At 70.6% G+C, this 25,454-nt stretch carries 22 protein-coding genes; 7 read left to right on the plus strand and 15 right to left on the minus strand.

Annotation, left to right across the window (positions count from 1 at the left end):
• Positions 1-382 precede the first annotated feature (382 nt).
• From ACGFY5_RS30290 to guaB, 6 genes are all read right to left on the minus strand, one after another.
• The gene (locus tag ACGFY5_RS30290; RefSeq protein WP_392725087.1) at positions 383-1,282 is read right to left on the minus strand and encodes a CDP-alcohol phosphatidyltransferase family protein; all 900 of its coding nucleotides are present in this window, start codon (positions 1,280-1,282) and stop codon (positions 383-385) included.
• A 479-nt stretch (positions 1,283-1,761) separates the two neighbouring features.
• Positions 1,762-3,327: a glutamine-hydrolyzing GMP synthase gene (gene guaA, locus ACGFY5_RS30295; RefSeq protein WP_392725089.1), complete on the minus strand. Its 1,566-nt coding sequence runs from the start codon at positions 3,325-3,327 to the stop codon at positions 1,762-1,764.
• A 77-nt stretch (positions 3,328-3,404) separates the two neighbouring features.
• Positions 3,405-5,180, minus strand: coding sequence for a GMC family oxidoreductase N-terminal domain-containing protein (locus ACGFY5_RS30300; RefSeq protein WP_392725090.1), 1,776 nt, complete (start codon positions 5,178-5,180; stop codon positions 3,405-3,407).
• A gap of 17 nt (positions 5,181-5,197) precedes the next feature.
• Positions 5,198-5,821, minus strand: coding sequence for a GNAT family N-acetyltransferase (locus tag ACGFY5_RS30305; RefSeq protein WP_392725092.1), 624 nt, complete (start codon positions 5,819-5,821; stop codon positions 5,198-5,200).
• Positions 5,808-6,926: a GuaB3 family IMP dehydrogenase-related protein gene (locus ACGFY5_RS30310; protein WP_392726343.1), complete on the minus strand. Its 1,119-nt coding sequence runs from the start codon at positions 6,924-6,926 to the stop codon at positions 5,808-5,810. Before ACGFY5_RS30310 ends, ACGFY5_RS30305 begins: the two co-directional genes overlap by 14 nt.
• A gap of 91 nt (positions 6,927-7,017) precedes the next feature.
• A complete protein-coding gene (gene guaB / locus ACGFY5_RS30315; RefSeq protein ID WP_392725093.1) occupies positions 7,018-8,556 on the minus strand; it encodes an IMP dehydrogenase in 1,539 nt (512 codons plus the stop codon).
• Between the two features lie 164 nt (positions 8,557-8,720).
• Between guaB and ACGFY5_RS30320 the strand changes: the two genes are divergently transcribed.
• The gene (locus ACGFY5_RS30320) at positions 8,721-10,196 is read left to right on the plus strand and encodes an alpha/beta hydrolase family protein (protein WP_392725095.1); all 1,476 of its coding nucleotides are present in this window, start codon (positions 8,721-8,723) and stop codon (positions 10,194-10,196) included.
• Between the two features lie 69 nt (positions 10,197-10,265).
• Positions 10,266-10,664, plus strand: coding sequence for a DUF5319 family protein (locus ACGFY5_RS30325; protein WP_392725096.1), 399 nt, complete (start codon positions 10,266-10,268; stop codon positions 10,662-10,664).
• A 35-nt stretch (positions 10,665-10,699) separates the two neighbouring features.
• On the opposite strand, the gene ACGFY5_RS30330 is transcribed toward ACGFY5_RS30325, so the two are convergent.
• Positions 10,700-11,887, minus strand: a complete 1,188-nt coding sequence (locus ACGFY5_RS30330; protein WP_392725098.1) for a hypothetical protein — start codon at positions 11,885-11,887, stop codon at positions 10,700-10,702.
• Positions 11,884-12,501 (minus strand): RNA polymerase sigma factor ShbA, encoded by a 618-nt coding sequence (gene shbA / locus ACGFY5_RS30335; RefSeq protein WP_392725099.1) that lies wholly within the window; start codon positions 12,499-12,501, stop codon positions 11,884-11,886. Before shbA ends, ACGFY5_RS30330 begins: the two co-directional genes overlap by 4 nt.
• 558 nt (positions 12,502-13,059) lie before the next feature.
• On the opposite strand from shbA, the gene ACGFY5_RS30340 reads away from it, so the two are divergent.
• Positions 13,060-13,389 (plus strand): WhiB family transcriptional regulator, encoded by a 330-nt coding sequence (locus ACGFY5_RS30340; protein WP_392725101.1) that lies wholly within the window; start codon positions 13,060-13,062, stop codon positions 13,387-13,389.
• Between the two features lie 62 nt (positions 13,390-13,451).
• Here the strand turns inward: ACGFY5_RS30340 and groL are convergent, their stop codons facing one another.
• Both groL and groES read right to left on the minus strand, forming a co-directional pair.
• Positions 13,452-15,092 carry a chaperonin GroEL gene (groL, locus tag ACGFY5_RS30345; RefSeq protein ID WP_392725103.1) on the minus strand — a complete coding sequence of 547 codons (1,641 nt, stop codon included), beginning with the start codon at positions 15,090-15,092 and terminating at the stop codon, positions 13,452-13,454.
• 108 nt (positions 15,093-15,200) lie between these two features.
• The gene (gene groES / locus ACGFY5_RS30350; protein ID WP_392725104.1) at positions 15,201-15,509 is read right to left on the minus strand and encodes a co-chaperone GroES; all 309 of its coding nucleotides are present in this window, start codon (positions 15,507-15,509) and stop codon (positions 15,201-15,203) included.
• 453 nt (positions 15,510-15,962) lie between these two features.
• Here groES and ACGFY5_RS30355 point away from each other — a divergent pair, with 453 nt between their 5' ends.
• Genes ACGFY5_RS30355 through ACGFY5_RS30365 form a run of 3 tightly spaced genes read left to right on the plus strand, consistent with a single transcriptional unit; the run spans position 15,963 to position 18,036 of the window.
• Positions 15,963-16,157 carry a DUF1918 domain-containing protein gene (locus tag ACGFY5_RS30355; RefSeq protein WP_392725105.1) on the plus strand — a complete coding sequence of 65 codons (195 nt, stop codon included), beginning with the start codon at positions 15,963-15,965 and terminating at the stop codon, positions 16,155-16,157.
• Positions 16,158-16,196: 39 nt separating this feature from the next.
• Complete coding sequence (locus ACGFY5_RS30360) at positions 16,197-17,069, plus strand: DUF72 domain-containing protein (RefSeq protein WP_392725106.1); 873 nt, start codon at positions 16,197-16,199, stop codon at positions 17,067-17,069.
• Between the two features lie 22 nt (positions 17,070-17,091).
• Entirely contained in the window at positions 17,092-18,036 is a 945-nt protein-coding gene (locus ACGFY5_RS30365; RefSeq protein WP_392725107.1) for a hypothetical protein, read from the plus strand.
• Here ACGFY5_RS30365 and ACGFY5_RS30370 read toward each other — a convergent pair.
• Positions 18,030-21,350, minus strand: a complete 3,321-nt coding sequence (locus tag ACGFY5_RS30370) for a tetratricopeptide repeat protein (RefSeq protein WP_392725108.1) — start codon at positions 21,348-21,350, stop codon at positions 18,030-18,032. The genes ACGFY5_RS30365 and ACGFY5_RS30370 overlap by 7 nt on opposite strands.
• A gap of 171 nt (positions 21,351-21,521) precedes the next feature.
• Between ACGFY5_RS30370 and ACGFY5_RS30375 the strand changes: the two genes are divergently transcribed.
• Positions 21,522-22,751 carry a methyltransferase domain-containing protein gene (locus ACGFY5_RS30375; RefSeq protein ID WP_392725110.1) on the plus strand — a complete coding sequence of 410 codons (1,230 nt, stop codon included), beginning with the start codon at positions 21,522-21,524 and terminating at the stop codon, positions 22,749-22,751.
• Here the strand turns inward: ACGFY5_RS30375 and ACGFY5_RS30380 are convergent.
• From ACGFY5_RS30380 to rimI, 4 genes are read right to left on the minus strand one after another with little or no spacing between them, the layout of a single operon-like run.
• A complete protein-coding gene (locus ACGFY5_RS30380; protein ID WP_392725111.1) occupies positions 22,718-23,692 on the minus strand; it encodes a nucleoside hydrolase in 975 nt (324 codons plus the stop codon). The two genes, ACGFY5_RS30375 and ACGFY5_RS30380, sit on opposite strands and share 34 nt — an antisense overlap.
• Positions 23,665-23,919, minus strand: a complete 255-nt coding sequence (locus ACGFY5_RS30385; RefSeq protein ID WP_392725113.1) for an antibiotic biosynthesis monooxygenase — start codon at positions 23,917-23,919, stop codon at positions 23,665-23,667. Before ACGFY5_RS30385 ends, ACGFY5_RS30380 begins: the two co-directional genes overlap by 28 nt.
• Entirely contained in the window at positions 23,916-24,989 is a 1,074-nt protein-coding gene (gene tsaD / locus ACGFY5_RS30390) for a tRNA (adenosine(37)-N6)-threonylcarbamoyltransferase complex transferase subunit TsaD (RefSeq protein WP_392725115.1), read from the minus strand. Before tsaD ends, ACGFY5_RS30385 begins: the two co-directional genes overlap by 4 nt.
• The gene (rimI, locus tag ACGFY5_RS30395; RefSeq protein ID WP_392726344.1) at positions 24,986-25,429 is read right to left on the minus strand and encodes a ribosomal protein S18-alanine N-acetyltransferase; all 444 of its coding nucleotides are present in this window, start codon (positions 25,427-25,429) and stop codon (positions 24,986-24,988) included. Before rimI ends, tsaD begins: the two co-directional genes overlap by 4 nt.
• Positions 25,430-25,454 lie beyond the last annotated feature (25 nt).

Genomic DNA, 25,454 nt, shown 5'->3' on the forward strand with positions numbered 1-25,454 from the left:
AGCGCGCACCGCGGACGACGCCGAGGCCGCGGACCTCACCGCACGGGCCGAGGCCGCGCTCGCCGGGGGGGGGGGGGGGGGGGGGGGGGGGGGGGGGGGGGGGGGGGGGGGGGGGGCCCCCCCCCCCCCCCACACCCCCTTTGCTGCGCGGAGCGCGGCCCGGCGGGCCCGGCGGGCCGCGCTCCGCTAGGCGCGGCCCGGCGCGCGGCTGCGCGGAAGCACAGAGCGGCCGGCGCGGAAGCACGGAGCGGCGGGCGCGGTAGCGCGGAGCGGCGGGCGCGGTAGCGCGGAGCGCGGCCCGGCGGGCGCGGTAGCGCGGAGCGGCGGGCGGGCCGTACGTGGAAAGGGCCGCCCCGTTGGGGCGGCCCTTTGGGGGGAGCGGTCAGACCGCGGTTATGCCGCGCTTTTGGCGGGCCCACAAGAGGGGGCCGCTCAAGAGGTAGGCGCCTACGAGGAGGCCCAGGGTGGTGGTGGGGTCCAGGGCGACGGCTACCGCGCCCAGCGGGAGCAGAAACTTCGGCGCCCGCTTGAGCGCACCGATCTTCAGGTACGGGAACGAGCTCACCATCGCGATGGCCAGCGCGGCCACGAACAGCGGCGCCGCCCACCGGCCGGCGTCCGGCCGCACCAGTACGGCGATCACCGCGATCGCCGCCGCGATCGTCGTCGGCACCCCGGAGAAGAACCGGCCGTTCTTCGGCGACACGTTGAACCGGGCCAACCGGATCGCCGCGCAGATCGCGACCAGCGCGCACGCCGCACCGGCCACCACTGTCGGACTCGGCCCGACCAGCCACGCGAACACCACGACGGGCGTCGCGATGCCGAACGAGCACATGTCGGCCAACGAGTCCATCTGGGCACCGAACGGCGTCGAGACGCCGAACGCACGCGCCAGCGCACCGTCCGCGCCGTCGAACAGCACGCAGCCGAGCAGCACGGCCGCGGCGATCCGCACCTCACCGTGCAGAACCGCGAAGATCGCGGCCAGACCCAGCAGCAGGCTCGCCAGCGTGCACGACTGCACCAGCGCGAACTGGCACCGCCGCGACAGCGTGCGCTCACCCGTGAGCAGCGGCACGTCCTGGGGGGCCTCGTTCGCCAGCACCTCAGCGGCGCTGGGGCTCGCATCGAGGGCGCGCCGACGGACGGGGGCGCCGCGCACGACGTCACCGGCTCTCGGGGCTACCCCGTCGGGCCACGTGAGCGTGGTGTACGGACCGACCGGCTGCACGTCGACGCCGGGCGGAGCGCCCGTGTCGAGCCCGCCGCGCCGCCTCACCAGCACGCGTCGGGCGAATGTGCCGCCGCGACGGAGCCCACGGCTCCATCGTCGGCCAGCCGGACGGGGGCGGTCGGCACGCCGCCGCCAAGGTCTCGCTTGCACCCCGAATTCCTCCTGGGCCTGCGCCGGGTCGATGGCTTCGTCGATTCGGTGCGACGCGCCAACTACGTGGACCGCGAGCGTCTCCTACGCCTGGGTCCCGAACTTGCGGACGTACATTCGCATATACGTAGGACCGCGTTCAGATGTTCGACCAGAAAGTATGAGTTCCCCGTGAACGTGCCGCCCAATCAGAAAGCGACTCAAACATGGGCACACACTGGGCCCGACCCCCACACGGACCCGCCTCCCTCACACGGCCCCGCACGTTCAACCAGCTCATAGCCGTGCGGTGAACTTCACGGTACCGCACTGTAGCCAGCTCGGTGATACTCGTCACAGCCGGCGTGAAGCCCCCAAAGTGTGGGTAAGCAGCGTCACTCCCACTCGATGGTGCCCGGCGGCTTGCTCGTCACGTCGAGCACGACCCGGTTGACGTCACGTACCTCGTTCGTGATGCGGGTGGAAATCGTCGACAGCACCTCGAACGGCACCCGAGCCCAGTCGGCGGTCATCGCGTCCTCACTGGTGACCGGGCGCAGCACGATCGGGTGCCCGTAAGTACGCCCGTCGCCCTGCACCCCCACGCTCCGCACGTCGGCGAGCAGCACGACCGGGCACTGCCAGATGCTGCGGTCGAGCCCGGCCGCCGACATCTCGGCACGGACGATCGCGTCGGCCTCGCGGAGCAGGTCGAGCCGCTCGGCAGTGACCTCACCGATGATGCGGATCGACAGGCCGGGGCCGGGGAACGGCTGGCGCCAGACGATCGCCTCCGGCAGGCCGAGCTCGAGCCCCACCTGGCGGACCTCGTCCTTGAACAGCGTCCGCAGCGGCTCGATCAGCTGGAACTGGAGGTCCTCCGGAAGGCCGCCGACGTTGTGGTGGCTCTTGATGTTCGCGGTGCCCGTACCGCCGCCCGACTCGACGACGTCGGGGTAGAGCGTGCCCTGGACGAGGAACTGCACGGTCTCGCCGTGCTCACCGGCCTCGGCGACGAGCTCGCGCTCGGCGGCCTCGAACGTCCGGATGAACTCGCGTCCGACGATCTTGCGCTTCTGCTCCGGGTCGGTGACGCCCTTCAGTTCCCGGAGGAACTGCTCCTGCGCGTTGACGACCTTGAGCTTGATGCCGGTGGAGGCGACGTAGTCCTTCTCGACCTGCTCGGCCTCGCCGGCGCGCAGCAGGCCGTGGTCGACGAAGACGCACGTGAGCTGGTCACCGACGGCCTTGTGGACGAGGGCCGCCGCGACGGCGGAGTCGACGCCGCCGGAGAGCGCGCAGATGACCTGTTTGTCGCCGACCTTCTCCTTGATCGCCGCGACCTGGTCGGCGATGACGTTGCCCATCGTCCAGTCGGGGCTGATGCCGGCGACCTCGTAGAGGAACTTCTCCAGCATCTTCTGGCCGTCGGCGGTGTGCAGCACCTCGGGGTGGAACTGGACGCCCGCGAAGCCGCGTTCGGTGTTCTCGAAGGCGGCGACGGGTGCGCCCGCGGTGGCGGCGGTGACGACGAAGCCGGCGGGGGCCTGGCTCACGGCGTCGCCGTGGCTCATCCAGACGTTCTGCTCGGTCGGCAGACCGGCGAAGACGACGCCCGGGTCGAGGACGGTGAGCTTCGTGCCGCCGTACTCGCGGTTGCCGGTGTGGGCGACGGTGCCGCCGAGGGCCTGGGCCATGGCCTGGAAGCCGTAGCAGATACCGAAGACCGGGACGCCGGCGTCGAACATGTTCTTGTCGACGCCCGGGGCGCCGTCGGCGTAGACGCTGGACGGGCCGCCGGAGAGGATGATCGCGGCGGGCTTGCGGGCGAGCATCTCGTCGACCGGCATCGTGTGCGGGACGATCTCGGAGTAGACCTTGGCTTCCCGGATCCGGCGGGCGATCAACTGCGCGTACTGCGCACCGAAGTCAACGACTAGCACCGGGGGCGGAAGGCTCATAGCCCACAGGGTAGCGGCCCGTTGAGGGGCTCCAGGTCAAGGCACTCGCGCCTGGCGGCGCTCGACAAACAGCCGAGCTAGCGGTCGGCGGCGGCCGAGGAGGCCTCTTCGGCGGTCGCCTGGGCGGCGTCGGCCGGGGTGGGCTGGTCGCTGGCGGTGCTGGGCTCGGCGGCGCTGGGAACGGTCAGGCGTAGGGCGCCCTCGGCTTCGGCGGGGACTGCCGGGGTGTGGGGCGGGACCGGGGCCACGCGGCGGTAACCCTCGCCTTGCAGAGGGCGGGGATCGGGGTCGGTTTTGTTGGGCCAGAGGGCCATGGCTCGTTCGGCCTGGGCGGTGATGGACAACGACGGATTCACGCCCAGGTTCGCTGAGAGCGCGGCGCCGTCCACGACGTGCAGGTCCGGGTAGCCCCACACCCGGTGGTACGGATCCACGACCCCGGTCGACGGCGAATCCCCGATCGCACAGCCACCGATGAAGTGCGCGGTCATCGGTACGTCGAACGCCTCGACGAGGGTCCCACCCGCCATGCCACCGATGTGCGCGGCGGTCCGCCGCGTGGCCTCGTGCCCCAACGGTAGATACGTGGGGTTCGGCGCCCCGTGCCCCTGCCGCGTCGTCATCCGGCGGCGCCCGAACAACGTCCGCTTGGTGTACGTCGTCAGTGAATTGTCGACCGACTGCATGACGAGCAGGATGATCGTGCGCTCCGACCAACGGCGCAGCCACAGGATGTGCTTCGCCTTACCGACGTTGCGCGCCATCTCACGCAGCCACCCCACCCAGCGCGGCGAACCAGCAGAAGGGGGAGGCAGCACCGTCGTCAACAACCCCATGAAGTTGCTGCCACGCCCGTACCGCACCGGTTCGATGTGCGTGTCCGCGTCCGGGTGGAACGACGACGTGATCGCGACCCCATCGGCGAAGTTGTCGTCCGGCAGCACGGAAAGGCGGTTCGCCCCGAGCAGCGCCTCGGAGTTCGTCCGCGCGAGCACCCCCAACCGCGGCGACAGCGCGGGCAGCGAACCGCTGTCCCGGCACGCGTGCAGCAGTCGCTGCGTGCCCAGTGCGCTCGCCGCCACCACGACCTGCGACGCCGTGAACGTGCGCCGCCCACGCCCCCACCCGGTACGAACCGTGTCCACGGCGTAACCGCCGTCCACCGGGCGGATCCCCGTCGCGGTGGTGCGGTCGAAGACCACGGCCCCGCCCTGCTCGGCCAGGTACAGGTAGTTCTTGACCAGCGTGTTCTTCGCGTTGTGCCGACAACCGGTCATGCACTCGCCGCAGTGCGTGCACCCAACCCGCTGCGGCCCGGCCCCGCCGAAGTACGGGTCGTCGACCCGGACACCCGGCGTTCCGAGGAACACCCCGACCGGCGTCGGATGGAACGTGTCCCCCACGCCCATCGAAACCGCCACCGTTCGCATCACCCGGTCCGCCGGCGTCTCCCGGGGGTACCGGCGCACGCCGAGCATCCGCGAGGCCTGATCGAAGTATGGCGCGAGCTCGGACTTCCAGTCGGTGATGTGCCGCCACTGCGGGTCGTCGTAGAACGCCTGTGGCGGCTCGTAGAGCGTGTTGGCGTAAACGAGCGACCCACCACCCACCCCGGCGCCCGCCAGCACGAGCACGTCCTTCAGGAGCGTGATCCGCTGGATCCCGTAACAACCGAGCCACGGCGCCCACAGATAGCGACGCACGTCCCACGACGACCGGGGCAGCTCGTCGTCAGCGAACCGGCGGCCCGCCTCGAGCACCGCTACCCGGTAGCCCTTCTCGGTCAGGCGCAACGCGCTGACGCTGCCGCCGAACCCGGAGCCGATGACCACGACGTCGAAGTGATCGCCCATGATCCGGAACCGTTACATCAGCTAATGGGACTGTCAACGGTTGCGTGTCCCAGATACGTCGTCGTCGGATCGGGGACGTCGATCTCGTGGAACCCCAGCCGGTCGTAAAAGGCGCGCGCCTTCACGTTGGTCGGCACCATCCCCAGATGCACTGCCTCGACGCCACGCGCAGCCAGCGTGGCGAAGAACCGCTCGATCAGCGCCCTCCCGTACCCACGACCCTGCGCCGAGGGCAGCAGGTCGATGTGCAGGTGTGCCGGATAGGGCTCGAGCTGCGGCCAGAGCATGCGCTCAGGGTTGTGCATGATGCGCACCAGCTCGTCGGTGCGCGACGTCCCGGACGTGACCGGCCACCGCGAAGACACCGACGGCAGCCACTCGCCTCTGAACCGCTTCACGAACGCGACCGTGTCGGCCGTCCCCACGATGTAGCCGACCGCCCGCTCCCCGTCGTCGACGACGTACGCCAACTCCGGCTCGAACGCCACGTACGGGTCGGAGAACGCCGTCGGGAAGATCGACGGGTCCGGGTAGAGCGGACGCGCGTCGCCGCCCTCGTGGCCGGTGCGCACGCAGACGTCGCGCACGGCCTCGAGGTCGGCGTCACCGTAAGGACGGATGACCAGCTCAGGGGCAGACAACCAGATCGACCTTCTGGAACGCCTTCACGTCGGAGTAACCGGTCTTGGCCATCGACCGGCGCAGACCACCGAACAGGTTCAGCCACCCGTTCGGGTCGTCGGCGGGCCCGTCGACGACCGTCTCGAGGCTGCCCAGCGGCCAGTCCGACGACGCCGGGACGTAGGCGCCGCGCGGCAGCTTCGGGTGCGACGCCATCGGGTGCCACCAGGCTCCGCCGGCGGGCGCCTCGGCGGCCACCGAGAGCGGCTGGCCGAGCATCACCGCGTCGGCACCGCAGGCGATCGCGCGGGCGATGTCACCGGAGGTCTGCAGCTCGCCGTCGGCGATGACGTGCACGTACCGGCCGCCGGTCTCGTCGAGGTAGTCACGACGGGCCGCGGCCGCGTCGGAGATCGCTGTGGCCATCGGCACCCGGATGCCGAGCACCGAGTCCTCCGTGGCCCACTTGTCGGCACCGGTGCCGACGATGACGCCAGCCGCGCCGGTACGCATCAGGTGCAGCGCGGTCTGGTAGTTCGCGCAGCCGCCGACGATCACCGGCACGTCGAGGTCGGCGATGAACTGCTTGAGGTTGAGCGTCGGACCGGACGTCGTCACGTGCTCGGCGGAGACGACCGCGCCCTGGATCACCAGCAGGTCGACGCCGGCCGCGACGGCCTCGAGCGCGAGCTCGAGGGTGTGCTGCGGCGAGATGCGCACGGCGGTGGTGACGCCGCCCTCGCTCATGACCCGGATGCGGTCGCTGATCAGCTCGGGCTTGATCGGCTCGGCGTACGCCTCCTGCAGGCGGCGCGTGCGCCGGGGGCCGTCGGAGAGCGAGGCCAGCTCTTCGAGCAGTTTGGTCGGGTCGTCGTACCGGGTCCACAGGCCTTCGGCGTTCAGGACGCCGAGCCCGCCGAGCCGCCCGATCTCGATCGCGGTCTGCGGGCTCATCGTGGCGTCGGACGGCGTGGCCACCAGCGGCAGGCCGAAGCGGAACGCGTCGATCTGCCAGGCCAGCGACGTGTCGTTCACGTCGCGGGTGCGGCGCGAGGGAACGATCGCGACCTCGTCCAAGTGGTAGGCGCGGCGGGCGTTCTTGCCCATCCCGATCTCCACCGACATGTTCACTTCAAGCCCCTTGTCCGTCGGCGCCGCGCCGTCAAAGCTCCGAGTCTATGCGGGGGCCCAGCAGCACCACCGGACCCCCGACTGCTCAGGACTTGCGGGACGCGTAGTTCGGCGCCTCGACGGTCATCTGGATGTCGTGCGGGTGGCTTTCCTTGAGCCCGGCCGCCGTGATGCGGACGAAGCGGCCGCGCTGCTGGAGGTCGGCCACCGTGCGGGCACCCACGTAGAACATCGACTGGCGCAGACCGCCGACCAGCTGGTGCGCGACAGCGGAGAGCGGCCCGCGGTAGGGCACCTGGCCCTCGATGCCCTCGGGGATGAGCTTGTCGTCGGTGGCGACGTCGTCCTGGAAGTACCGGTCCTTGGAGAACGACTGCTGCCGGCCACGGCTCTGCATCGCACCGAGCGAACCCATGCCCCGGTAGGTCTTGAACTGCTTGCCGTTGATGAACTGCAGCTCGCCGGGGCTCTCCTCGACGCCGGCCAGCAGCGACCCGAGCATCACGGTGTCGGCGCCGGCGACGAGCGCCTTCGCGATGTCACCGGAGTACTGCAGACCGCCGTCGCCGATCACCGGCACACCCGCCGCCTTGGCTGCGCGGGCGGCCTCGAAGATCGCGGTGACCTGCGGGACGCCGACGCCGGCGACCACGCGGGTGGTGCAGATCGAACCGGGACCGACGCCCACCTTGATCGCGTCGGCACCGGCGTCGATCAGCGTCTGCGCGCCTTCCTTCGTGGCGACGTTGCCGCCGATCACCTGGGCCCGGGTGTCGGCCTTGACCCGGCGGATCATCTCGGCGACCGCCCGGTTGTGACCGTGCGCGGTGTCGACGACGATGATGTCGCACCCGGCGTCGACCAGCGAACGGGCGCGCTTGTACGAGTCTTCACCGACGCCGACCGCGGCGGCCACGACGAGCCGGCCGTCGGCGTCCTTCGTGGACAGCGGGAACTGGTCCTTCTTGACGAAGTCCTTGTGGGTGATGAGGCCGCAGAGTCGGTTCTCCGAGTCGACCAGCGGCAGCTTCTCCACCTTGTTGGCGCGCAGCAGCCGCAGCGCCTCGTCGGGATCGACGCCGACCGGCGCGGTGACCAGCGGCATCGGCGTCATGACCTCGCGGACGCGGCGCGTCGGGTCGGTCTCGAAGCGCATGTCGCGGTTGGTGACGATGCCGACCAGCACACCGTCGGCATCGACGACGGGAAGCCCGGAGATGCGGTACCGGCCGCAGGCGCGGTCGACGTCGGCGAGCGTGTCCTCGGGCGAACACGTCACCGGGTTGGTGACCATGCCGGACTCCGACCGCTTGACCTTGTCGACCTCCTGGGTCTGGTCGTCGATCGAAAGGTTGCGGTGGAGCACGCCGACGCCACCCTGGCGCGCCATCGAGACCGCCATCCGCGCCTCGGTCACGGTGTCCATCGCGCTGGACAACAGCGGAATACGGACGGTGATCTCCCGGGTCAACCGGGTGCTGGTGTCGACCTCGCTCGGCATCATGTCGGACTCACCCGGCAACAGCAGCACGTCGTCGAACGTGAGGGCCGTGGGGGCGAACAACTCGGCGAGGGAATCCGGCGCGGCGTAAATGTCAGGGAACGAGTCGACCTCAGGCAGCATGCCTCATCGTAGCTGTCAACAGGGGTCCCCTGAGTCACCCCGTCCGGCACCTGTAGGTGCCCCTGTGACCTGGGATAACTAATGAGATTTGCTGAATCGGTGCGGTACGACTGATCCGTTACTCGCCAGTACAGGGGGGTCACCAAGTGGTAGATCTCACCCTCGTGACCGTTCGCCGGATCCTTGTCCCGTTACTCACGCTCGCGGTGGTGCTCGGCGTCACCAGCCCGGCTTCGGCCGCCGCTCCGCCCGCGCCTCGCAACACCACGATCACCTCGTTCGACGGGACGTCGATCGTCGTCAACTTCTTCCCGGCGACCGGCCTGAAGGCCGGGCAACGAGCACCGTCCGTGTTGGTCGGTCCCGGCTGGGGTGGCGCCGGTGAGAGCAATCCGGACGCTCCGGCGGTCGCGGGGCTGCGGCAGAACGGCTACAACGTCCTCACCTGGGATCCGCGTGGTTTCGGGCGCTCGGGCGGCGCCGCGTCGGTGGACTACTACCGCTACGAGGGCAAGGACATGCAGGCGCTGCTGAGCTGGCTCGCCACGCAGCCGGAGGCCCGCCTGGACCGCACGGGCGACCCGCGCGTCGGCATGGCCGGAGGCAGTTACGGCGGCGGCATCCAGTTCGTCACCGCAGCGCTCGACCGCCGGGTGGACGCGATCGTGCCGACGATCGCCTGGAACTCACTGGTCAACAGCATGTACCCGAACCGCACCGCGAAGACGGGCTGGGGCAACCTGCTCTGCGCGTACGGATCGGCCGGCACGAACCGGGTGGCCCAGCAGGTCAAGGACACCTGTGCGCTGGCCCCCACCGGTGCGCTGCCGAGTGCGGCGCTCGAGAGCTGGTGGCGCGACCACGGCCCGGCCGGGCGGCTGATCAGCAGGGTCCGCGTTCCGACGATGATCGTCCAGGGCACCGTCGACACGCTGTTCCCGCTGCGGGAAGGCATCGCGAACTATCAGGCCCTGCGCAGCAACGGCACGCCGGTGAAGATGGTGTGGTTCTGCGGTGGGCACGGCACGTGTCTGACGCCGGCCGGGGCCGCCGGGCACGTGGAGGCGTTGACCGTGGCGTGGTTCGACCGGTGGCTCAAGCGGGCGAAGGTCGGTACGGGGCCGGGGTTCGAGTACGTGGACGATGGTGGGGTGTGGCGCGGGGCGCAGAGGTATCCGCTCAACACCACCCGCCGGGTCACCCGGTCCGGCTCCGGGACACTGGCGTTCAGCCCCGCGGACACCTCCGGCAGCGACATCGCCGCCGCGCCCGCCGCCACGGCCGTGACCGTGCCGGGTCCGGCCTACCGCGGGCAGGTGGTCGGCTCGCCGACGTTGAAGCTCACCTATAAGGGCACCGGCAACAGGACACAGACGTCGCTCTACGCCCAACTCGTCGACGGCGCCCGGGTGCCGGGGAACTTCGCCACCGCGTTCCGGGTGACGCTCGACGGCAAGCAACACACTCTCGAGGTGCCGCTCGGCGCGGTCGCCTGGAACGGGGCCTCGTTGTCGCTGCAGATCGTCGGCGGCTCGCGGCTGTACTTCCCGCAACAGGTCACCGGGTCCGTGACGGTTCGCGCGACAGTGACATATCCAGTAACGCCGCCAGCACACACCGTAAGTTTCAGCGGCAACTGATTCGAAACCCCTCCCACCGTCGTGTCAAGGGGGAAGGCGCGGAGAACCACGTCGGGCTACGGTGGGTGCGTGCAGGAGGAACCGCTAGACCCGTTCGCGGGCGACCCGACCGACCCGACGTCAGCGCTCGAGGACGACGGGCCGGGCCGTGGGGTGCAACCGCTCACGGCCGAGGAGCGGCAGGACGTCCTCGACGACCTCGCGGACCTCGACGTCTACGAGGCGCTGCTCACCGCCCGCGACATCCGCGGGCTGGTCGTGGACTGCGAAGACTGCCGGGTCCCGCACTACTTCGCGTGGGACCTGCTGCGGGCCAATCTCCGGCACCTGCTGGTGGCCGGGCGCACCCGCGTGCACGAGCCGGCGTTCGACCCCGATCCGGCCGAGTACGTCACCTGGGAGTACGCCCGCGGGTACGCGGACGGCATGCAGGACGCCGTCGAGGACTCGGACGACTCTGACGCCTGAGCGTCAACGCGCGCCTGAGCGTTGACGCCGAAAGCTCACTCCGTAGCCGCGGACTCCGCACCCTGCTCGGCCGGCGCCTGATCGTCCGGCTCGGCCGTCGACGGCTGTTCGCTGCTCGGCTCCGGATCGGGGCTCCGCGTCTCCGGCGGCGGCTCGGGGCTCTGCGTGGTGGGATCGGGGTCCGGCGCACCAGTGGTCGGGTTCGGATCCGTCGGCGCCGTCGATCCTCCGCCGGTGGTCGGCGTCGGCACCGTCGACGTACCGGGCGGCGTCGCCTGCGACGTGCCGCGCCCGCCGCGCGGGTTGCGCTGCCACTTCGACCTCGCCGACGAATCGGGCGAGTTGCTGCCACCGCTCGTCGACGGCGATGCGCTCGGCGAGTTCCACCGACTACCGGGCACCGCCGGGAAGTCGGGGATCGCGGCCGTCGTCTCCAGGTCCTGGGCGAGCCGATCGGCCTCGTCGGAACCCTCACGGACACTCTCGTCCATCTTCTGCTGCGCTTCGTCGTAGTACCGCTGGGCGGCGTCGGTGTCGCCGCGGTCGAGCGCCTCGCGTGCCTTCTGCAGCGACGTGTGCGCTTCCTGGCTGGCCTCGATCGAACGCGCGCGCTCCGCGTAGATGACGCGGCTGATCGGCCACAGCTTGTCGCCGGGGTGGGCCGTGGCCGCCGCGGCGACGCTTCCCGCCGAACCGGCGGCGAGTACCGCGGCCACCGCGGCCGTCGCGACGACGACCCGGTCGAACCGCCGACGCCGGACGCGGCGGCGCCCCAGGTCGGCGACCGGCTTCTCGTCGCCGGCGGGAGGCAGCCGGTCGAACGACGGCTGGAACTGCTCGGTCGCCGCTTCGCTCGGACGCACCGGCGGGAGCTGCTCGGTGGGGCGCGCGTAACCGGCGGCGACGAACGCCGAGCGCACCGACTCGTCGATGCGGTCGGGGTCAGCGAACGCCGGAAGCTGCGCGGTGTCGTCGAAGAGAGGCAGGACGTCCGTGTCGTCCTCACGGGCCGGCGCCAGCAGCATCGAGGTCGGCGCCTCGGCCAGCCTCAGCGGCGGCAACCCCTCGTCGAGGTCGTCACGCCAGGTCGTCAGCAGACGTGCGGTGACGTCAGCCCGGTAGGTGGCGGGAAGCTCGCCCCGCCCCAGGGCATCGAGGAGTGCGTCGTCGCGAAGGATGGCGTCCACCCCGGCATCAGTGTCGGCGTCGTGAAATTCGTTCACGCCGTCTCCCGGACCATTGGATCGACGGTGCGGCGCAAGCGGTTGAGCGCCCGGTGCTGGGTGACGCGCACGGAGCCCGCGGTCATGCCCAGCGCCTGACCGGTCTCCTCGGCGCTCAGCCCGACGGCGATGCGCAGGAGCAGGACGTCGCGGTGCTGGGACGGAAGTGTGTCGAGCAGATCGCGCATGCGCCGGGACGCGTCGGCCTCGATGGCGTAGCCCTCGGGCCCGACGCCCGGCGCCGCCGTCTCGGGCACGGTCTGCATCGGAACGCCGAGTTCGCGCGCCGCTACCCGGTGCGCGTCGGTGACCTTGTTCGCTGCAATGCGGAACAGGAACGCGGTGAAAGGGCGCCCCTGGTCGCGATAGCGAGGCAATGCGTGCAACACCGCGAGACACACCTCCTGCGCTACGTCGTCCGCCGTCGTATACGTTCCGCCGCCTGCCCGGCCCAGCCGGGCGCGGCAGTACCGCACCACCATCGGCTGCACCTGCCGGAGCAGCTCCGCCGTCGCGGCCGCATCCGACCGCGCTGCGAGAGCCGCCAGCACGTCCAGGCCGCGCTCGACACCGTCCCCGGTGATCCCAGCCCCGGTAAGCCCTGTCCCGGTCATCGCCGTCCTGTCGAGGGACTGCACTCGTCTCCGCGCCCGCCTGGCTCACACGTGCGGGGCTCACGTCCAAGCCTGACCACGATTCCTGACCGTAGCCTGCCAGCCCTAGTCGCGGGCGGCACCTGTCCGCTCGGCCCAATCGCATCCCCCGGAAGGACGAGGCGGCCTGGCCCGGACTGATTCGTCAATCCGCAGGTCAGAGGGGGACAGATCAAGTTCTCAACTACTCCGTTAGGTCGCGAACACTCCACTCACCACAAACATCGCGGAGCGTGACGACGGTGCCGATGGGAACGCTGAGTGATCAGGACCTGACACATCGGACGGTCCGGAAACTACCCAGGTTGGTATTTCACCCGGGATTGCTCGCTCCGCCAATCGGCCGTCCGGCCAATGCGAGGGGTCGGGCGGGCAGACTGCCTGACGCGAATCGACGCAACCCGATGCCACCGGGGGTCGTTTCGACGCAAGATCGATTCAAAAGGTGCCGCCGGGAGCGTTTCCCGCCTGCTACCAGGGGCATTAGCTGAATCGACCGCACTTGCACTTGGAGGACCCATGGCCGACGTCCGCCGCCTTCCGGGACCCAACACCGATGTATGGGATTGGCAGCTGCACGGTCTGTGCCGCGGCCTCGACAGCGCGTTGTTCTTCCATCCCGACAACGAGCGGGGCCCTTCGCGGGCCAGGCGGGAGTCCGCCGCCAAAGAGATCTGCGCGTCCTGTCCCGTCGTCGACCCGTGCCGGGCGCACGCGCTGGCGGTGCGGGAGCCGTACGGGGTGTGGGGCGGCCTGTCCGAGGCCGAGCGCAACCAACTCCTCGGCACCGGCCGCGGCGACGCCCTGCTCCCGCCGGTCGAGTCCGAGGACGTCGTCCGCACCGTCTGATCCCAAAGACGCAAAGGGCCGGTGGGAAGCCCCACCGGCCCTTTCGCGTACGAACAGCAGGCTCAGAAACCCGGGCCGTGGCTGTGCGAGTGGCCGTGGCCACCGTGCGAGTGCCCCGCGGGCTCCTCCTCGGCCGGCTTCTCGACGACCAGGCTCTCGGTCGTGAGCAGCAGACCCGCGATGGAGGCCGCGTTGGCCAGCGCGTTGCGCGTGACCTTCACCGGGTCGACGACACCCTGCGCGAGCAGGTCGCCGTACTCGCCGGTGGCAGCGTTCAGGCCGGAACCGACGGGCATGTCGGCGACCTTCGACACCACGACGCCACCCTCGAGACCGGCGTTCTCGGCGATGTTGCGCAGCGGGTAGGACAGCGCGGCGCGGACGATCTTGACGCCGGTCGCCTCGTCACCGGTGAGGCCGAGGTCGCCGTCGAGCGCCGGTGCAGCGTGCACGAGAGCGGTGCCGCCACCGGCGACGATGCCCTCTTCCACGGCCGCCTTGGTCGCCGAGATGGCGTCCTCGATGCGGTGCTTCTTCTCCTTGAGCTCGACCTCGGTGGCCGCGCCCACGCGGATCACGCTGACGCCGCCGGACAGCTTCGCGAGGCGCTCCTGGAGCTTCTCGCGGTCCCAGTCCGAGTCGGACGCCTCGATCTCGTTCTTGATCTGGGCGATCCGGCCGGCCAGGCCCTCGGCGGTGCCGCCACCGTCGACGATCGTCGTGGTGTCCTTGGTGACGGTCACCCGGCGAGCGGTGCCCAGCACGTCCAGGCCGACCTGGTCGAGCTTGAGGCCGATCTCGGGGGCGATGACCTGCGCACCGGTCAGCTCGGCGATGTCGCCCAGCATGGCCTTGCGACGGTCACCGAAGCCGGGCGCCTTGACCGCGACGACCGTGAAGGTCTTGCGGATCGAGTTGACGACCAGCGTCGAGAGCGCCTCACCGTCGACGTCCTCGGCGATGATCAGCAGCGGCTTCTTCGACTCGACGACCTTCTCCAGCAGCGGGAGCAGGTCGGTGATCGACGAGATCTTCTCGGTGGTGACGAGGATGCGAGCGTCCTCGAGGACCGCCTCGAGGCTCTCGGCGTCGGTGGAGAAGTAGGGCGAGATGTAGCCCTTGTCGAGCTGGAGACCCTCGGTGACCTCGAGTTCGGTTTCCATCGCCGAGGACTCCTCGACGGTGATGACACCGTCGGTGCCCACGACGTCCATGGCCTCGGCGATCAGGTCACCGATGGTGGCGTCCTGGGCCGAGATCGTGGCGACGTGCGCGATCGACTGCTTGGACTCGACCGGGGTGGCCTTCTCCAGCAGTGCGTTGTTCACGGCCTCGACGGCGGCCTGGATGCCCCGGCGGACCGCGATCGGGTTCGCACCGGCGGCGACGTTGCGCAGGCCCTCGCGGACCAGCGCCTGCGCCAGCACGGTGGCGGTGGTGGTGCCGTCACCAGCGACGTCGTTCGTCTTGGTGGCGACCTCCTTGGCGAGTTGGGCGCCGAGGTTCTCGTACGGGTCGGTCAGCTCGACCTCACGAGCGATGGTGACACCGTCGTTCGTGATCGTCGGGCTGCCGAACTTCTTGTCGAGGACCACGTTGCGGCCCTTGGGGCCGAGCGTGATCTTGACGACGTCAGCGAGCGCGTCGACACCGCGCTCGAGGCCCTTCCGGGCGTCGTCGGAGAAGGAAAGAATTTTCGCCATCTGTTTTGGCAGTCCCTATCTAGGTGCGGCAGGCAAGAAACGCGTTCGCCCCGGCGGCGAGCGGCCACGATGGCCGCCGCCACCGGGGCGAACGCGTCAAGACAAGGCTTACTTCTCGACTACCGCGAGGACGTCGCGGGCCGAGAGCAGCAGGTACTCCTCGCCGGCGTACTTGACCTCGGTGCCGCCGTACTTCGAGTAGATGACGGTGTCGCCGGCCTTCACGTCGACCGGGACGCGGGCGCCCTTGTCGTCGATGCGACCCGGGCCGACCGCGAGAACGGTGCCCTCCTGGGGCTTCTCCTTGGCGGTGTCCGGGATGACGATGCCGGAGGCCGTCGTCGTCTCGGCCTCGTTCGCCTGGACCAGGATGCGGTCCTCGAGCGGCCTGATGCTGACCTTGGTAGCGGTCGTCACGTCTTTGTCCTCCCCCTTCGTGGGGTGCAAACCGTTGCAATCCACCGGTGCTTCACGGAGCGGCTCGCCGTCGCGGGGATCAAGACGCCCTCGTGCACGAGTTGGCACACTCGAAGGTCGAGTGCTAAGCGAAACCCTAGCAGCTGCTGGCACTCCGTCAAGCCGAGTGCCAGCTGGTCACGTGGACGTTTATGGCGTCGCCGCGGCGGTATACGGAGGGCGGTCATCCGGCTTCTTTCTCAATCTTTCTCGTAGACACGAGGAAGTTTGAGCGTATAGTTGCCGGGAGCGACTGCGTAGTTACTTTGCGTACTGAGTTTACCGATTTTCGAGTGACCGGGCCGCAGAGTTCACGAACCGTTGACACGCCTACTCTTCCCATGCTGGGTACGTGAGAGAAGAGTTGGTTCCAACCGGGGCCACGAGGCGGACCCCGCTGGAGGTGCGGAAACGATGCAGGCTTACATCGGCGACCGGGTCCACGTGCACGGCCACACGGCCGGGGTTCCGGACCTTTGGGGCGAAGTCCTGGAGGTGCGCGGCTCGGAAGGTCAGCCGCCCTACCTCGTCGCCTTCAACGACGGTCACCAGGGCCTGATCTTCCCTGGTCCGGACGCGGTCATCGAGCACACCTACGCGCGCAGCTGATCCTGTTTCCCCTTTCCGTTTGCTGGGCATCGGCCCGGCATGGGAAGGATTCGGGTCGGAACAGCGTCCTGGACCGATCGAACGCTGATCGCGTCCGGCTGGTACCCCGAGGGCGTCGATTCCGCCGCTGAGCGGTTGAGCTACTACGCCTCGAACTTCAGCATCGTCGAGGTCGACTCGACCTACTACTCCCCGCCGGCGGAGAACACCGCTGCCCTCTGGGCCGAGCGCACGCCGGACGACTTCACGTTCAACATCAAGGCGTTCGCGCTGCTCACGCAGCATCCGACGCGACCGGGGTCGCTGTACAAGGACCTGCGGGAGTCGGTGGGAGACGAGAAGAAGAACGTCTACCTCAAAGATCTGGACGACGCTGTCGTCGATCAGGTCTGGGAGCGTTTCCTCGCCGCGCTCGAGCCGCTGCGGGCCGCGGGCAAGCTCGGCGCGCTGCTGTTCCAGTTCCCGCAGTGGTTCCCGATCGGGCGCCGCAACCGCGAGTACCTGCTGCAGGTCAAGGAGCGCTGCGCGCCGGACCGCATCTGCGTCGAATTCCGGAACAAGACGTGGCTCTCGCCGGAGAACCAGGACGAGACGCTGCAGTTCCTGACCGACTACCAGCTGCCGTACGTCATCGTGGACATGCCCCAGGGGCATCCGAGCTCGGTGCCGCCGATCGTCGTGGCGACGAGCGACCTGGCGGTGGTGCGCTTCCACGGCCACAGCGAGAAGTGGACGTCCAAGGACATCCACGAGAAGTTCGGGTACCGGTACTCGCAGGAGGAGCTGGCGTCGTGGGCGGGCCGGATCCAGGCCCTCCCGGCGAAGGAGACGCACGTCCTGATGAACAACTGCTACTCCGACTACGCGCAGACCAACGCACGCCAGCTGATCGATCTGCTGGAGAAGGCCTGATTCATCCGGTTAGCTGAACGGCATGAACCGGAGGATCAGGGCGTTTCGCCGGGGTGTGGCGGCCACGACCGCGTTGCTGCTCGCCGTTGTCCCGGGTACCGCGTGCAGCGGCAAGGAACAGGAAGTACCCCCTCCCAGTCCGCAAGCCGTGCAGCCGGAGGCGGAGCCGTCGCCGGCTCCGCCTCCCGAGCTGCCACTCGGAGGGCGGGAGATCTTTCCGCGCTACCGGGTGGTCGCCTACTACGGCAGCATCGGCGGCGGGACGCTCGGCGTCCTCGGCGAGCAACCGCCGGAGCAGATGATCCCCCGCCTGCGCGCGGCCGCCGCCCCGTTCGCCACCCCCGACCGGCCGGTCCAGATCGCGTTCGAACTCATCGTCCGGATCGCCGACCGCAAACCCGGCAGGAACGGCATCTACAGCCACAGCATCAAACCGGACGTGATCCGCCGGTACGTCGAAGCCGCCGAAAAAGCGAAAGCGCTGGTCATTCTCGACGTGCAGCCCGGCCGGCTGAGCTTCCTCGACGCGATCAAGCCCTACCGCTGGGCTCTCGAACACCCGAACGTCGGCATCGCGCTCGACCCGGAGTGGCGGGTCGCCTGGAACCAGGTGCCGGGCAAGGTCATCGGGCGCGTGTCGGCCGCAGAGGTCAACGCCGCCTCGGCCTACGTCTCCGAGCTCACCCGGGCCGAGCAGCTTCCCGAGAAGCTGTTCCTGCTGCACCAGTTCCGGCAGGCGATGCTGCCCGACGTCGAGAAGATCCTTCCGCGGCCGGGTCTGGCGATGGTGCAGCACGTCGACGGGTTCGGCACCCGCCGCGAGAAAGATGCCACCTACGCCGCGGTGCGGCGTCCCGACCAGTTCAAGCTCGGCTACAAGCTCTTTTACGACGAAGACGTGGACGTCTATCAGCCCGCCGAGGTGCTGACCTTTCCGAACCCACCCGACTACATCAGCTATCAGTAGGGCCGGCCACGCTCGATCTCACGGCGACGCGGGTGGGGCGGGACCTGGTTGCCGGCGCCCCAACCCAGCACCTGGACCGTCGTCGTGGTCGACGTGAGGGCGCGCTTCGCGTTGCGCTCGTCGGACTCGAGGCGGGCGTGTGCCCGGTCGCGGATCTTCGCGACCGCCAGCATCAGCGTCTCGTCCCGGCCCGACGACACGCTGTTCATCACTTCGACGGCCTGGTCCGCGGCCATCACCGCGTCGTCGAGTCGCCCGACCGCCGCCATCGTCGTGCTCGCGGCGGCCAGCGAGCGGGCCAGATCCGGCAGGTGGGGTGCGGGATCCTCGTCGGCCAGGCCGCGGCGGATGTCGACAGCTTCCGCGACCGGCGACAGCGCCTCGATCGGCCGTGAGAGCCGCACCAGACGGTTCGCCAGGTTGTGCAGCGAGAGCGCGAGCTCCGGCAGGTAGGCCTCGCCGACGGTGTCCACCAGGCGGCGGTAGACCGTCACGGCCTCCTCGACCGGCTCGAGCGCCTCCTCCATCCGCCCCGCTTCGGCCAGCCGGATCCCCAGGTTGTTCAGCGACGCCGCCAGGTTGGGCAGGTACTCCAGCGAGTTCGACGCGACGAGCCGTCGGTAGACGGCCACCGCTTCCTCGGCGGGCTGCAGCGCGTCGGCGGACCGTCCGGTCTCGGCCAACCGGTTGCCGAGGTTGTTCAGTGCGAGCGCCAGCTGGGGCAGGTGCCCCACCGAGTCGGCCGCTACCAGCCGCCGGTACACGACGACCGCTTCCTCGGCGGGCTCGATCGACTCCTCCCAGCGCTCGATGTCCGCCAGGCCGATCGACAGGTTCGTCAGCGAGAACGCGAGTTCCGGCTGGTAGGCCGCCCGGTTGATGACCGACAGCCGCCGGCACACCGCGACCGCCTCCTCCACCGGGTCCAGCGCGTCGTCGCGACGGCCGACGTCGGTGAGCCGGATGCCGAGCGTGTTCAGTGACGCGGCCAGCTCCGGCAGGTACGAGACCGAGTCCTGGGCCGCCAGCCGCCGGTAGGCCACCGCGGCCTCCTCCGCCGGGGGCAGGGCCTCCTCGTGGAGTCCGGCCTCGGCCAGCGCGGCGCTGAACAGGTCCAGCGACATCGCGAGGTCCGGCAGGTACGACGGGTCGGCCACCGCGAGCCGCCGCTGCACCGCGACCGCGTCCTCGGCCGGCGCCAGCGCGTCCTCGACCCGGCCCAGCGCCGAGAGTCGGATTCCCAGGTTGTTGAGGCAGCGGGCGTACTCGGTCAGCTCGTGCGGCTGCGGATCCGCGCCCGGACGCGCGGCCGCGACCAGCCGCTCCGACACCGCGGCGGCGATCGCCGCGCGGCTCGGCGTGAAGCCGACCGACAGCACCAGCGAGTCCAGCTGCCGCACGGTGTCCAGCGGCATCTCCCGCGCGCTGATCAGGTCGGTGATGACCTTCGTGTACCTGGTCGGCGCCAGCAGCGTCAGCGGCACCGCGTACCGGCCCGGCGCGGTGCGCAGCAGCCACGGCAGCGACACGCTGATCCGGTTCTTCGCCCGCTCCTGCCGCCGCGACGGCGTCGGCGCCGACAGGCACCGGATCAGCGTCGTCGCCGCGTGCAGCGCGGCCAGCGGATCGGCGTCGCCGGCGATGCTGGAGACGACGGCCGACCACTCCGGGTCGGCCAGGCTCCCGGCCAGGTCCAACAGGTGCGCGTCGGCCAGCCGCGCCGGACGCGGCGGCGACCAGCCCTGTTCGGCCGTCCCGCGGTAGAGGCGCGCCAGCGCGATCGCGACCTCGGCGCGACGGTCCGGCGGCACCTGCCACGGCGCGGGGACCGATCGCAACGCCCGCACCGCCGCTTCCGGCGTCGCGGCCGGCAGCAGGCTCACCACGGCCATCGCCCAGTCGCGCTGACCGTCCTCGATCGCGCATCCGGCCGCGGCCAGCACCGCGGACACCTGTCGCCGCTCGTAGGCCAGCACGCTCGCGACCGGATCCGGTCCCCCACCGTCCCGCCGGGTGTGGCGACGCAGCGACGGCGCGGTCGCGTCGAGCACGCGCAGTGCGGCGTCGGCATAGAAGTCGAGCGTCGTCGCCCAGAGGCCGGCGGGCGCCGGGGACGTGAGCCGTTCCAGGTCGACGCGCGGCAGCACACCGTCGGACACCGCCCGGTTCGCGAACGCGGCGACGGCGGCGCGCCACAGGGCGTCCGACGCCACCGGACCGAGCTGCTGCGGCAGCGGCGGCAGCCAGATCGGCGCCGGCGCGACCCAGGAGCGCAGGCTGTGGGCGTCGGAGAGGTCGGTGAACCATCCGTCGGGCGAGCGCGCCAGCAGCAGCACCCGCACGTACGGAGCGGCGCCGTACTCGTCGATCGTGGACAGCAGTTCGCCGACCAGCGGACCGACCGACTCCGCGTGGTCGACGACGAGCAGCGTCGGCGTGCGGAGCTCGACGATCGCGCGGATCCCGGCGATCAGCTCCGGAGCTCGGCGCAGCTCCTGTTCCCACTGCGGCTGGTCGGGGCCGGTCAGCTCCAGGTCGGCCGGGCTGGTCGTCCGCCAGGTCGCCGGTGGCAGGTCGACGAACCCCGCCAGCCAGCCGCGGGCCTCCAGCGTCGCGCAGATCTGCTGGCCGGCGTGCGTCTTGCCCTGGCCGCCGGCGCCGCAGAGCAGGCGCAGGACGGGTCCGCGGTCGGCCTGCGTGGCCCAGGCGACGAGCTCGTCGACCTCGGGGCGCGGCTCGGTGGGCACGATGCCTGCTTCTGGGCGCAGCCACTCCGAGGCCAACCCGACCGGGACGAAGCCGAACGGCTCGAAGAGCAGGTCGCGGACCTCGTCGAGCGAGGTCGGCACCGGCATCGGCGCGCGGACGCGGTCACGCAGGTCGTCGCCCGCGAGCACGGGGAGGTTGTCGGGCTCGGCGCTGGGGCCGGCCTCGATCGCCAGGAGCCCGCCGTAGCCGGCCTGGCCGCCGGCGTTGTAGTCCCCTGGCTCGTAGTGGCCGCCGTAGTAGCCGGTGTCGTACTCGCGGTACCGCGCGGGCTCTTCGTAGGGGTCGCCGTAGCCGTACTCGCGGTGGCCGTACTGCGCCGGTGGGTCGTAGTGCGACGGCGGGTCGTAGCGGGACGGCGGGTCGTAGTGCGACGGCGGGTCGTAGTGCGACGGCGGGTCGTACTGCGCGTGCGGGTCGTAGGCCGATACCGAGCCGAGGCCGGACTCGTACGGGTCGTAGGCCGGCGAGCCCGGCCCGTGCCCCGGCGGACCCTCGTAGGCGACTTCTAACGGATCGCGCCGCGCGTCACGGATGTCGACTTCCACCCAACCGCGCGAGGCCCGTCGACCATCAGCCACCGCAGGTTCCCATGCTGTTTGCGGCTCCTTCGGCTCCCGACTGACACAGCGACATCGTGAGCACCGTCGCTCGCCACCGACCTCTCTGCCATCACTCCGTTGAACCCGCGTCGGTTCAACGGAGGAGAATCTTCTTCCGTGGAGATTTCGGACGTCGAGGCGCTGCGTTCGGCGGCAGGTGTGGCCGCGCTGTCCGGCGCCGCGACGCAGGGTGATCCGCTCGCGTCGGCCACCCGGTTGCGGGCCGCCGGACACGACCCGCACCTGGTCTCGCTCGCGCTCACCCAGCAGCGGCTACGCCGCTCCGCCGCGGTCAAGCTCGGGTCCGATGCGGCCGTCATGTTGTTCACTGATGACGCCGTGGAGCAGGCCACCCGATCGAGCGTGGCCGGGCGACGGGCGTCGCGGCTGGCCCGTAGCGGTGCGCGTCGGGTCGTCGATCTGGGCTGCGGAGCCGGATCGGACCTGATCGCGCTGGCCCGCGCCGGGCTGGACGTGACCGGAGTGGAGCGGGATCCGGTGACCGCGGCGGTGGCGGCCGCGAACGTGGCTGCGTTGGGGTTCGCCGACCGGGCGCGGGTGATCTGTGCCGACGCGACGTCGGTGGAGCTCGACGGGTACGACGCCGCGTTTCTCGATCCGGCGCGCCGGGCGGGTGGGCGGCGGGTGTTCGATCCGGATGCGTATTCGCCGCCGTGGTCGTTCCTGCTGTCGGTGGCCGCGCGGATCCCCCGGACCGTCGTGAAGGTCGCGCCGGGGCTCGATCACGATCGGATTCCGCCCGGCGCGGAGGCGGAGTGGGTGTCCGAGCGCGGCGACGTGCTCGAAGCCGCCCTCTGGTTCGGCCCCCTCGCCGAATCGCCCCGCCGAGCGACACTGCTGTCCGGCGCGAGCAGTCCCGCCGCGTCCGGTGCCGGCGGCGCGCCCGCTGCGGGCGAGATCACCGGATCCGGGGAGCGGGAGGCTTCGGTCGGGGAGATCGGGGACTACGTCTACGACCCGGATGGGGCGGTGATTCGGGCGCATCTGGTCGCGGAGCTGGCGGACCGGATCGAGGGTCGGTTGCTCGATCCGGCGATCGCGTACCTCACGACCGATTCACCGCACACCACCCCGTTCGCCCGGGGCTACCGCGTCGAGGACGTGCTCCCGTTCGGCGTCAAACGACTCCGCGCCGAGTTGGCGCGAAGGGGCGTCGGACGCCTGGAGATCAAGAAACGCGGCACCGCGGTGACCCCCGAGCAGCTCCGACCGCAGCTCAAGCTCAACGGCCCGAACGCGGCGACGCTCGTCCTCACCCGAGTGTCCGGCGCGCCGATCGCCCTGATCTGCTCTCAGCTGACGGTCTCCACGAACAGCTTCGCGTAGCGGATGGCGTCGACGCCGAGGGCGACGTCCAGCACCGGCGCCGGGAAACCACGGTGCGGATCCCAGTCCTTGTCGCTCTCCGCGCGCCGGTCGACGACCGTGCACCCGCGGGTGTACCGACCCTCGAGCTCGACGCGTACCGGCAGCGCCTCGGTGGTCAGGCCGTCGGGCGCGATCACCGCCGCGACCGCCCCGGCGTCACCGATCTCGGCCGACCCCAGCTCACCGTTCATCCGGAACAGCAACAGTTGACCGGCCAGCCGCGCGGACGGCACGTCGGACGCGGCCATCGCGGTGGCCTCCGTCTCGGACACGCGCACCGAGTAGAAGACGTCGAGCCCGTACATCGTGATCGGGACGTCCGCGCCGAACACGACAGCGGCCGCCTCCGGGTCGGCGAAGACGTTGAACTCCGCCGCCGCGGTGACGTTCCCGCCGTTCACCGCACCGCCCATCAGCACGATCCGCTCGATCTTCTCCTGCACCTCGGGGTAGGTGCGCAGGAGCAGCGCGATGTTCGTCATCGGTGCGAGCGGCACCAGCGTGACCGGGGTGTCCGACCCGAGCAGCAGGTCACGCAGCAGTTGGACCGCGGGACGCCGGTCGAGGGGACGGGTGGACTCCGGGAGCCCGAGGTCGGCGAGACCGTCGGCACCGTGGACGTGTTCCGCGGTCTGCGTGGCAGCAGGCTCCGCGATGTGCGGCGGGTCCAACAGCGGACGCCGCGCACCGGCCGCGACCGGGAGGTCCAGCGGCGCCCCGGCCACGTCGAGCACCCGCAGCGTGTTCTGGACGACCGGCTCCAGTCCGGTGTTCCCGGCCACGCACGTGACGCCACGCAGGTCGAGGTCCGGTGAGTTCACCGCGAGCAACAACGCCAGCGCGTCGTCGACGCCGGTGTCGACGTCGAGAACTACCGGTCTACCGGACTGAAGTCCCATGAGTGCGCCTCTCGTCGGAGCCAGTGGTTCGGCGGGTCGGCCAGCGCTACCGGCTCCGACCGCCACCGCGAGATCACCACGAGCCGGTTGTCGGCCGACGTGAAGACCTCGGAACTGACGTGCCCCATCTTCCGCTCGAGCTCGGGCACCGCCACCGCACAGGCCCAGTCGACGAGATCCTGGTGGGCCTCGGGATGCGCTGCCATCTCGACCATCCGCACGATCATCGGGGCGCCCCCACTTCGTGCGCGGACATCACGACCTCGGTGACGGGGAGGGACGAGTCGGCGGGCAGGTCGAGCGGCGACGGCGCGACCCCGGCCGCCACCAGCCGCGATCCGAGCGCGGCGACCATCGCGCCGTTGTCGGTGCACAGCTTCGGATGCGGCACGCGCAGCTGGATGCCGTTCGCCGCGCACCGATCCGCGGCCAGGGACCGCAACCGCGAGTTCGCCGCGACTCCCCCGCCGATCAGCAGCGTCTCCACCCCGTGCTGCTTGCACGCGTCGATCGCCTTCGCGGTGAGCACGTCGGCCACGGCCTCCTGGAACGACGCCGCGACGTCGGCCACCGGGACCGGCTCGCCGGAGCGCTGCCGGGTCTCGATCCACCGCGCGACAGCGGTCTTCAGGCCGGAGAACGAGAAGTCGAACCGGTGCTCGGCGTAGTCGCGCGGACCGGTGAGCCCACGCGGGAACGCGATCGCCGCCGCGTCGCCCTCGCGGGCCGCTTTGTCGATCGGCGGCCCGCCAGGGAACGGCAGGCCGAGCACCCGGGCGACCTTGTCGAACGCTTCGCCGGCCGCGTCGTCGATCGTGGCGCCGAGCGCTTCGACGTCACCGGTGAGGTCGTCGACCAGCAGCAGCGAGGAGTGCCCACCGGACACGAGCATCGCGATCGCCGGTTCGGGCAGCGGCCCGTGCTCCAGCGTGTCGACGGCGACGTGCGCGGCGAGGTGGTTGACGCCGTACAGCGGCTTGTTCAGGGCCACCGCGTACGCCTTGGCGGCCGCGACGCCGACCAGCAGCGCCCCGGCAAGGCCCGGACCCGCGGTGACCGCTATCGCGTCCACGTCGGCGAGCGTCACGTTCGCGTCGGCGAGCGCCCGGTGCACGGTGGGCACCATCGCTTCCAGGTGCGCGCGGCTCGCCACCTCGGGCACCACGCCACCGAACCGCGCATGCTGATCGACGCTCGACGCGACGGCGTCGGCCAGCAGGTCGTAGCCGCGGACGATGCCGACGCCGGTTTCGTCGCAGGACGTCTCGATGCCGAGCACCAACGGCTCGCTGGTCATGCGTTCTCCCCTGGTGCGTCCAGACGCATCACGATCGCGTCGGCGCCGCTCGGTTGGTAGTAGCCGCGGCGCAGGCCGATGGCCTCGAAACCGCGGCGGGCGTAGAGCCGCTGGGCCGGGCCGTTGTCGGCCCGGACCTCGAGCAGCACCTGCCGGGCGTGGCGTCGCACCGCCTCGGCGAGCAGTTCGTCGAGCAGCCGCGCGCCCAGGCCGTGCCCCTGCCGGTCACGGCGGACCGCGATGTTCTGCACCCACGTGTCGTCGGGGCCGTAGACGCACAGCCCGGCGTACCCGACCACGTCGTCGCCCTCGAGCGCCACGCGGTACCAGCGGGTGTCGGCCTGGGCCAGTTCGGACCAGAACATGCCCGGCGACCATTCCTCGTCGCCGAACAGGTCACGTTCGATCGGACCGACCGCCTCGATGTGCCACCAGCGCATCGGAGCGGTGACGGTCTGCACCACT

It is taken from the genome of Cryptosporangium sp. NPDC048952, from assembly GCF_043197895.1.
GTDB lineage: Bacteria > Actinomycetota > Actinomycetes > Mycobacteriales > Cryptosporangiaceae > Cryptosporangium.

What these genes read in the sequence shown, in the direction of transcription:
- guaA (WP_392725089.1), bottom strand. Translation starts at nt 3,327, where the DNA reads ATGAGCCTTCCGCCCCCGGTGCTAGTCGTTGACTTCGGTGCGCAGTAC.
- ACGFY5_RS30300 (WP_392725090.1), bottom strand. Translation starts at nt 5,180, where the DNA reads ATGGGCGATCACTTCGACGTCGTGGTCATCGGCTCCGGGTTCGGCGGC.
- ACGFY5_RS30310 (WP_392726343.1), bottom strand. Translation starts at nt 6,926, where the DNA reads ATGTCGGTGGAGATCGGGATGGGCAAGAACGCCCGCCGCGCCTACCAC.
- guaB (WP_392725093.1), bottom strand. Translation starts at nt 8,556, where the DNA reads ATGCTGCCTGAGGTCGACTCGTTCCCTGACATTTACGCCGCGCCGGAT.
- shbA (WP_392725099.1), bottom strand. Translation starts at nt 12,501, where the DNA reads ATGACCGGGACAGGGCTTACCGGGGCTGGGATCACCGGGGACGGTGTC.
- ACGFY5_RS30340 (WP_392725101.1), top strand. Translation starts at nt 13,060, where the DNA reads ATGGCCGACGTCCGCCGCCTTCCGGGACCCAACACCGATGTATGGGAT.
- groL (WP_392725103.1), bottom strand. Translation starts at nt 15,092, where the DNA reads ATGGCGAAAATTCTTTCCTTCTCCGACGACGCCCGGAAGGGCCTCGAG.
- ACGFY5_RS30355 (WP_392725105.1), top strand. Translation starts at nt 15,963, where the DNA reads ATGCAGGCTTACATCGGCGACCGGGTCCACGTGCACGGCCACACGGCC.
- ACGFY5_RS30360 (WP_392725106.1), top strand. Translation starts at nt 16,197, where the DNA reads ATGGGAAGGATTCGGGTCGGAACAGCGTCCTGGACCGATCGAACGCTG.
- ACGFY5_RS30365 (WP_392725107.1), top strand. Translation starts at nt 17,092, where the DNA reads ATGAACCGGAGGATCAGGGCGTTTCGCCGGGGTGTGGCGGCCACGACC.
- ACGFY5_RS30380 (WP_392725111.1), bottom strand. Translation starts at nt 23,692, where the DNA reads ATGGGACTTCAGTCCGGTAGACCGGTAGTTCTCGACGTCGACACCGGC.
- ACGFY5_RS30385 (WP_392725113.1), bottom strand. Translation starts at nt 23,919, where the DNA reads ATGATCGTGCGGATGGTCGAGATGGCAGCGCATCCCGAGGCCCACCAG.
- tsaD (WP_392725115.1), bottom strand. Translation starts at nt 24,989, where the DNA reads ATGACCAGCGAGCCGTTGGTGCTCGGCATCGAGACGTCCTGCGACGAA.
- rimI (WP_392726344.1), bottom strand. Translation starts at nt 25,429, where the DNA reads ATGCGCTGGTGGCACATCGAGGCGGTCGGTCCGATCGAACGTGACCTG.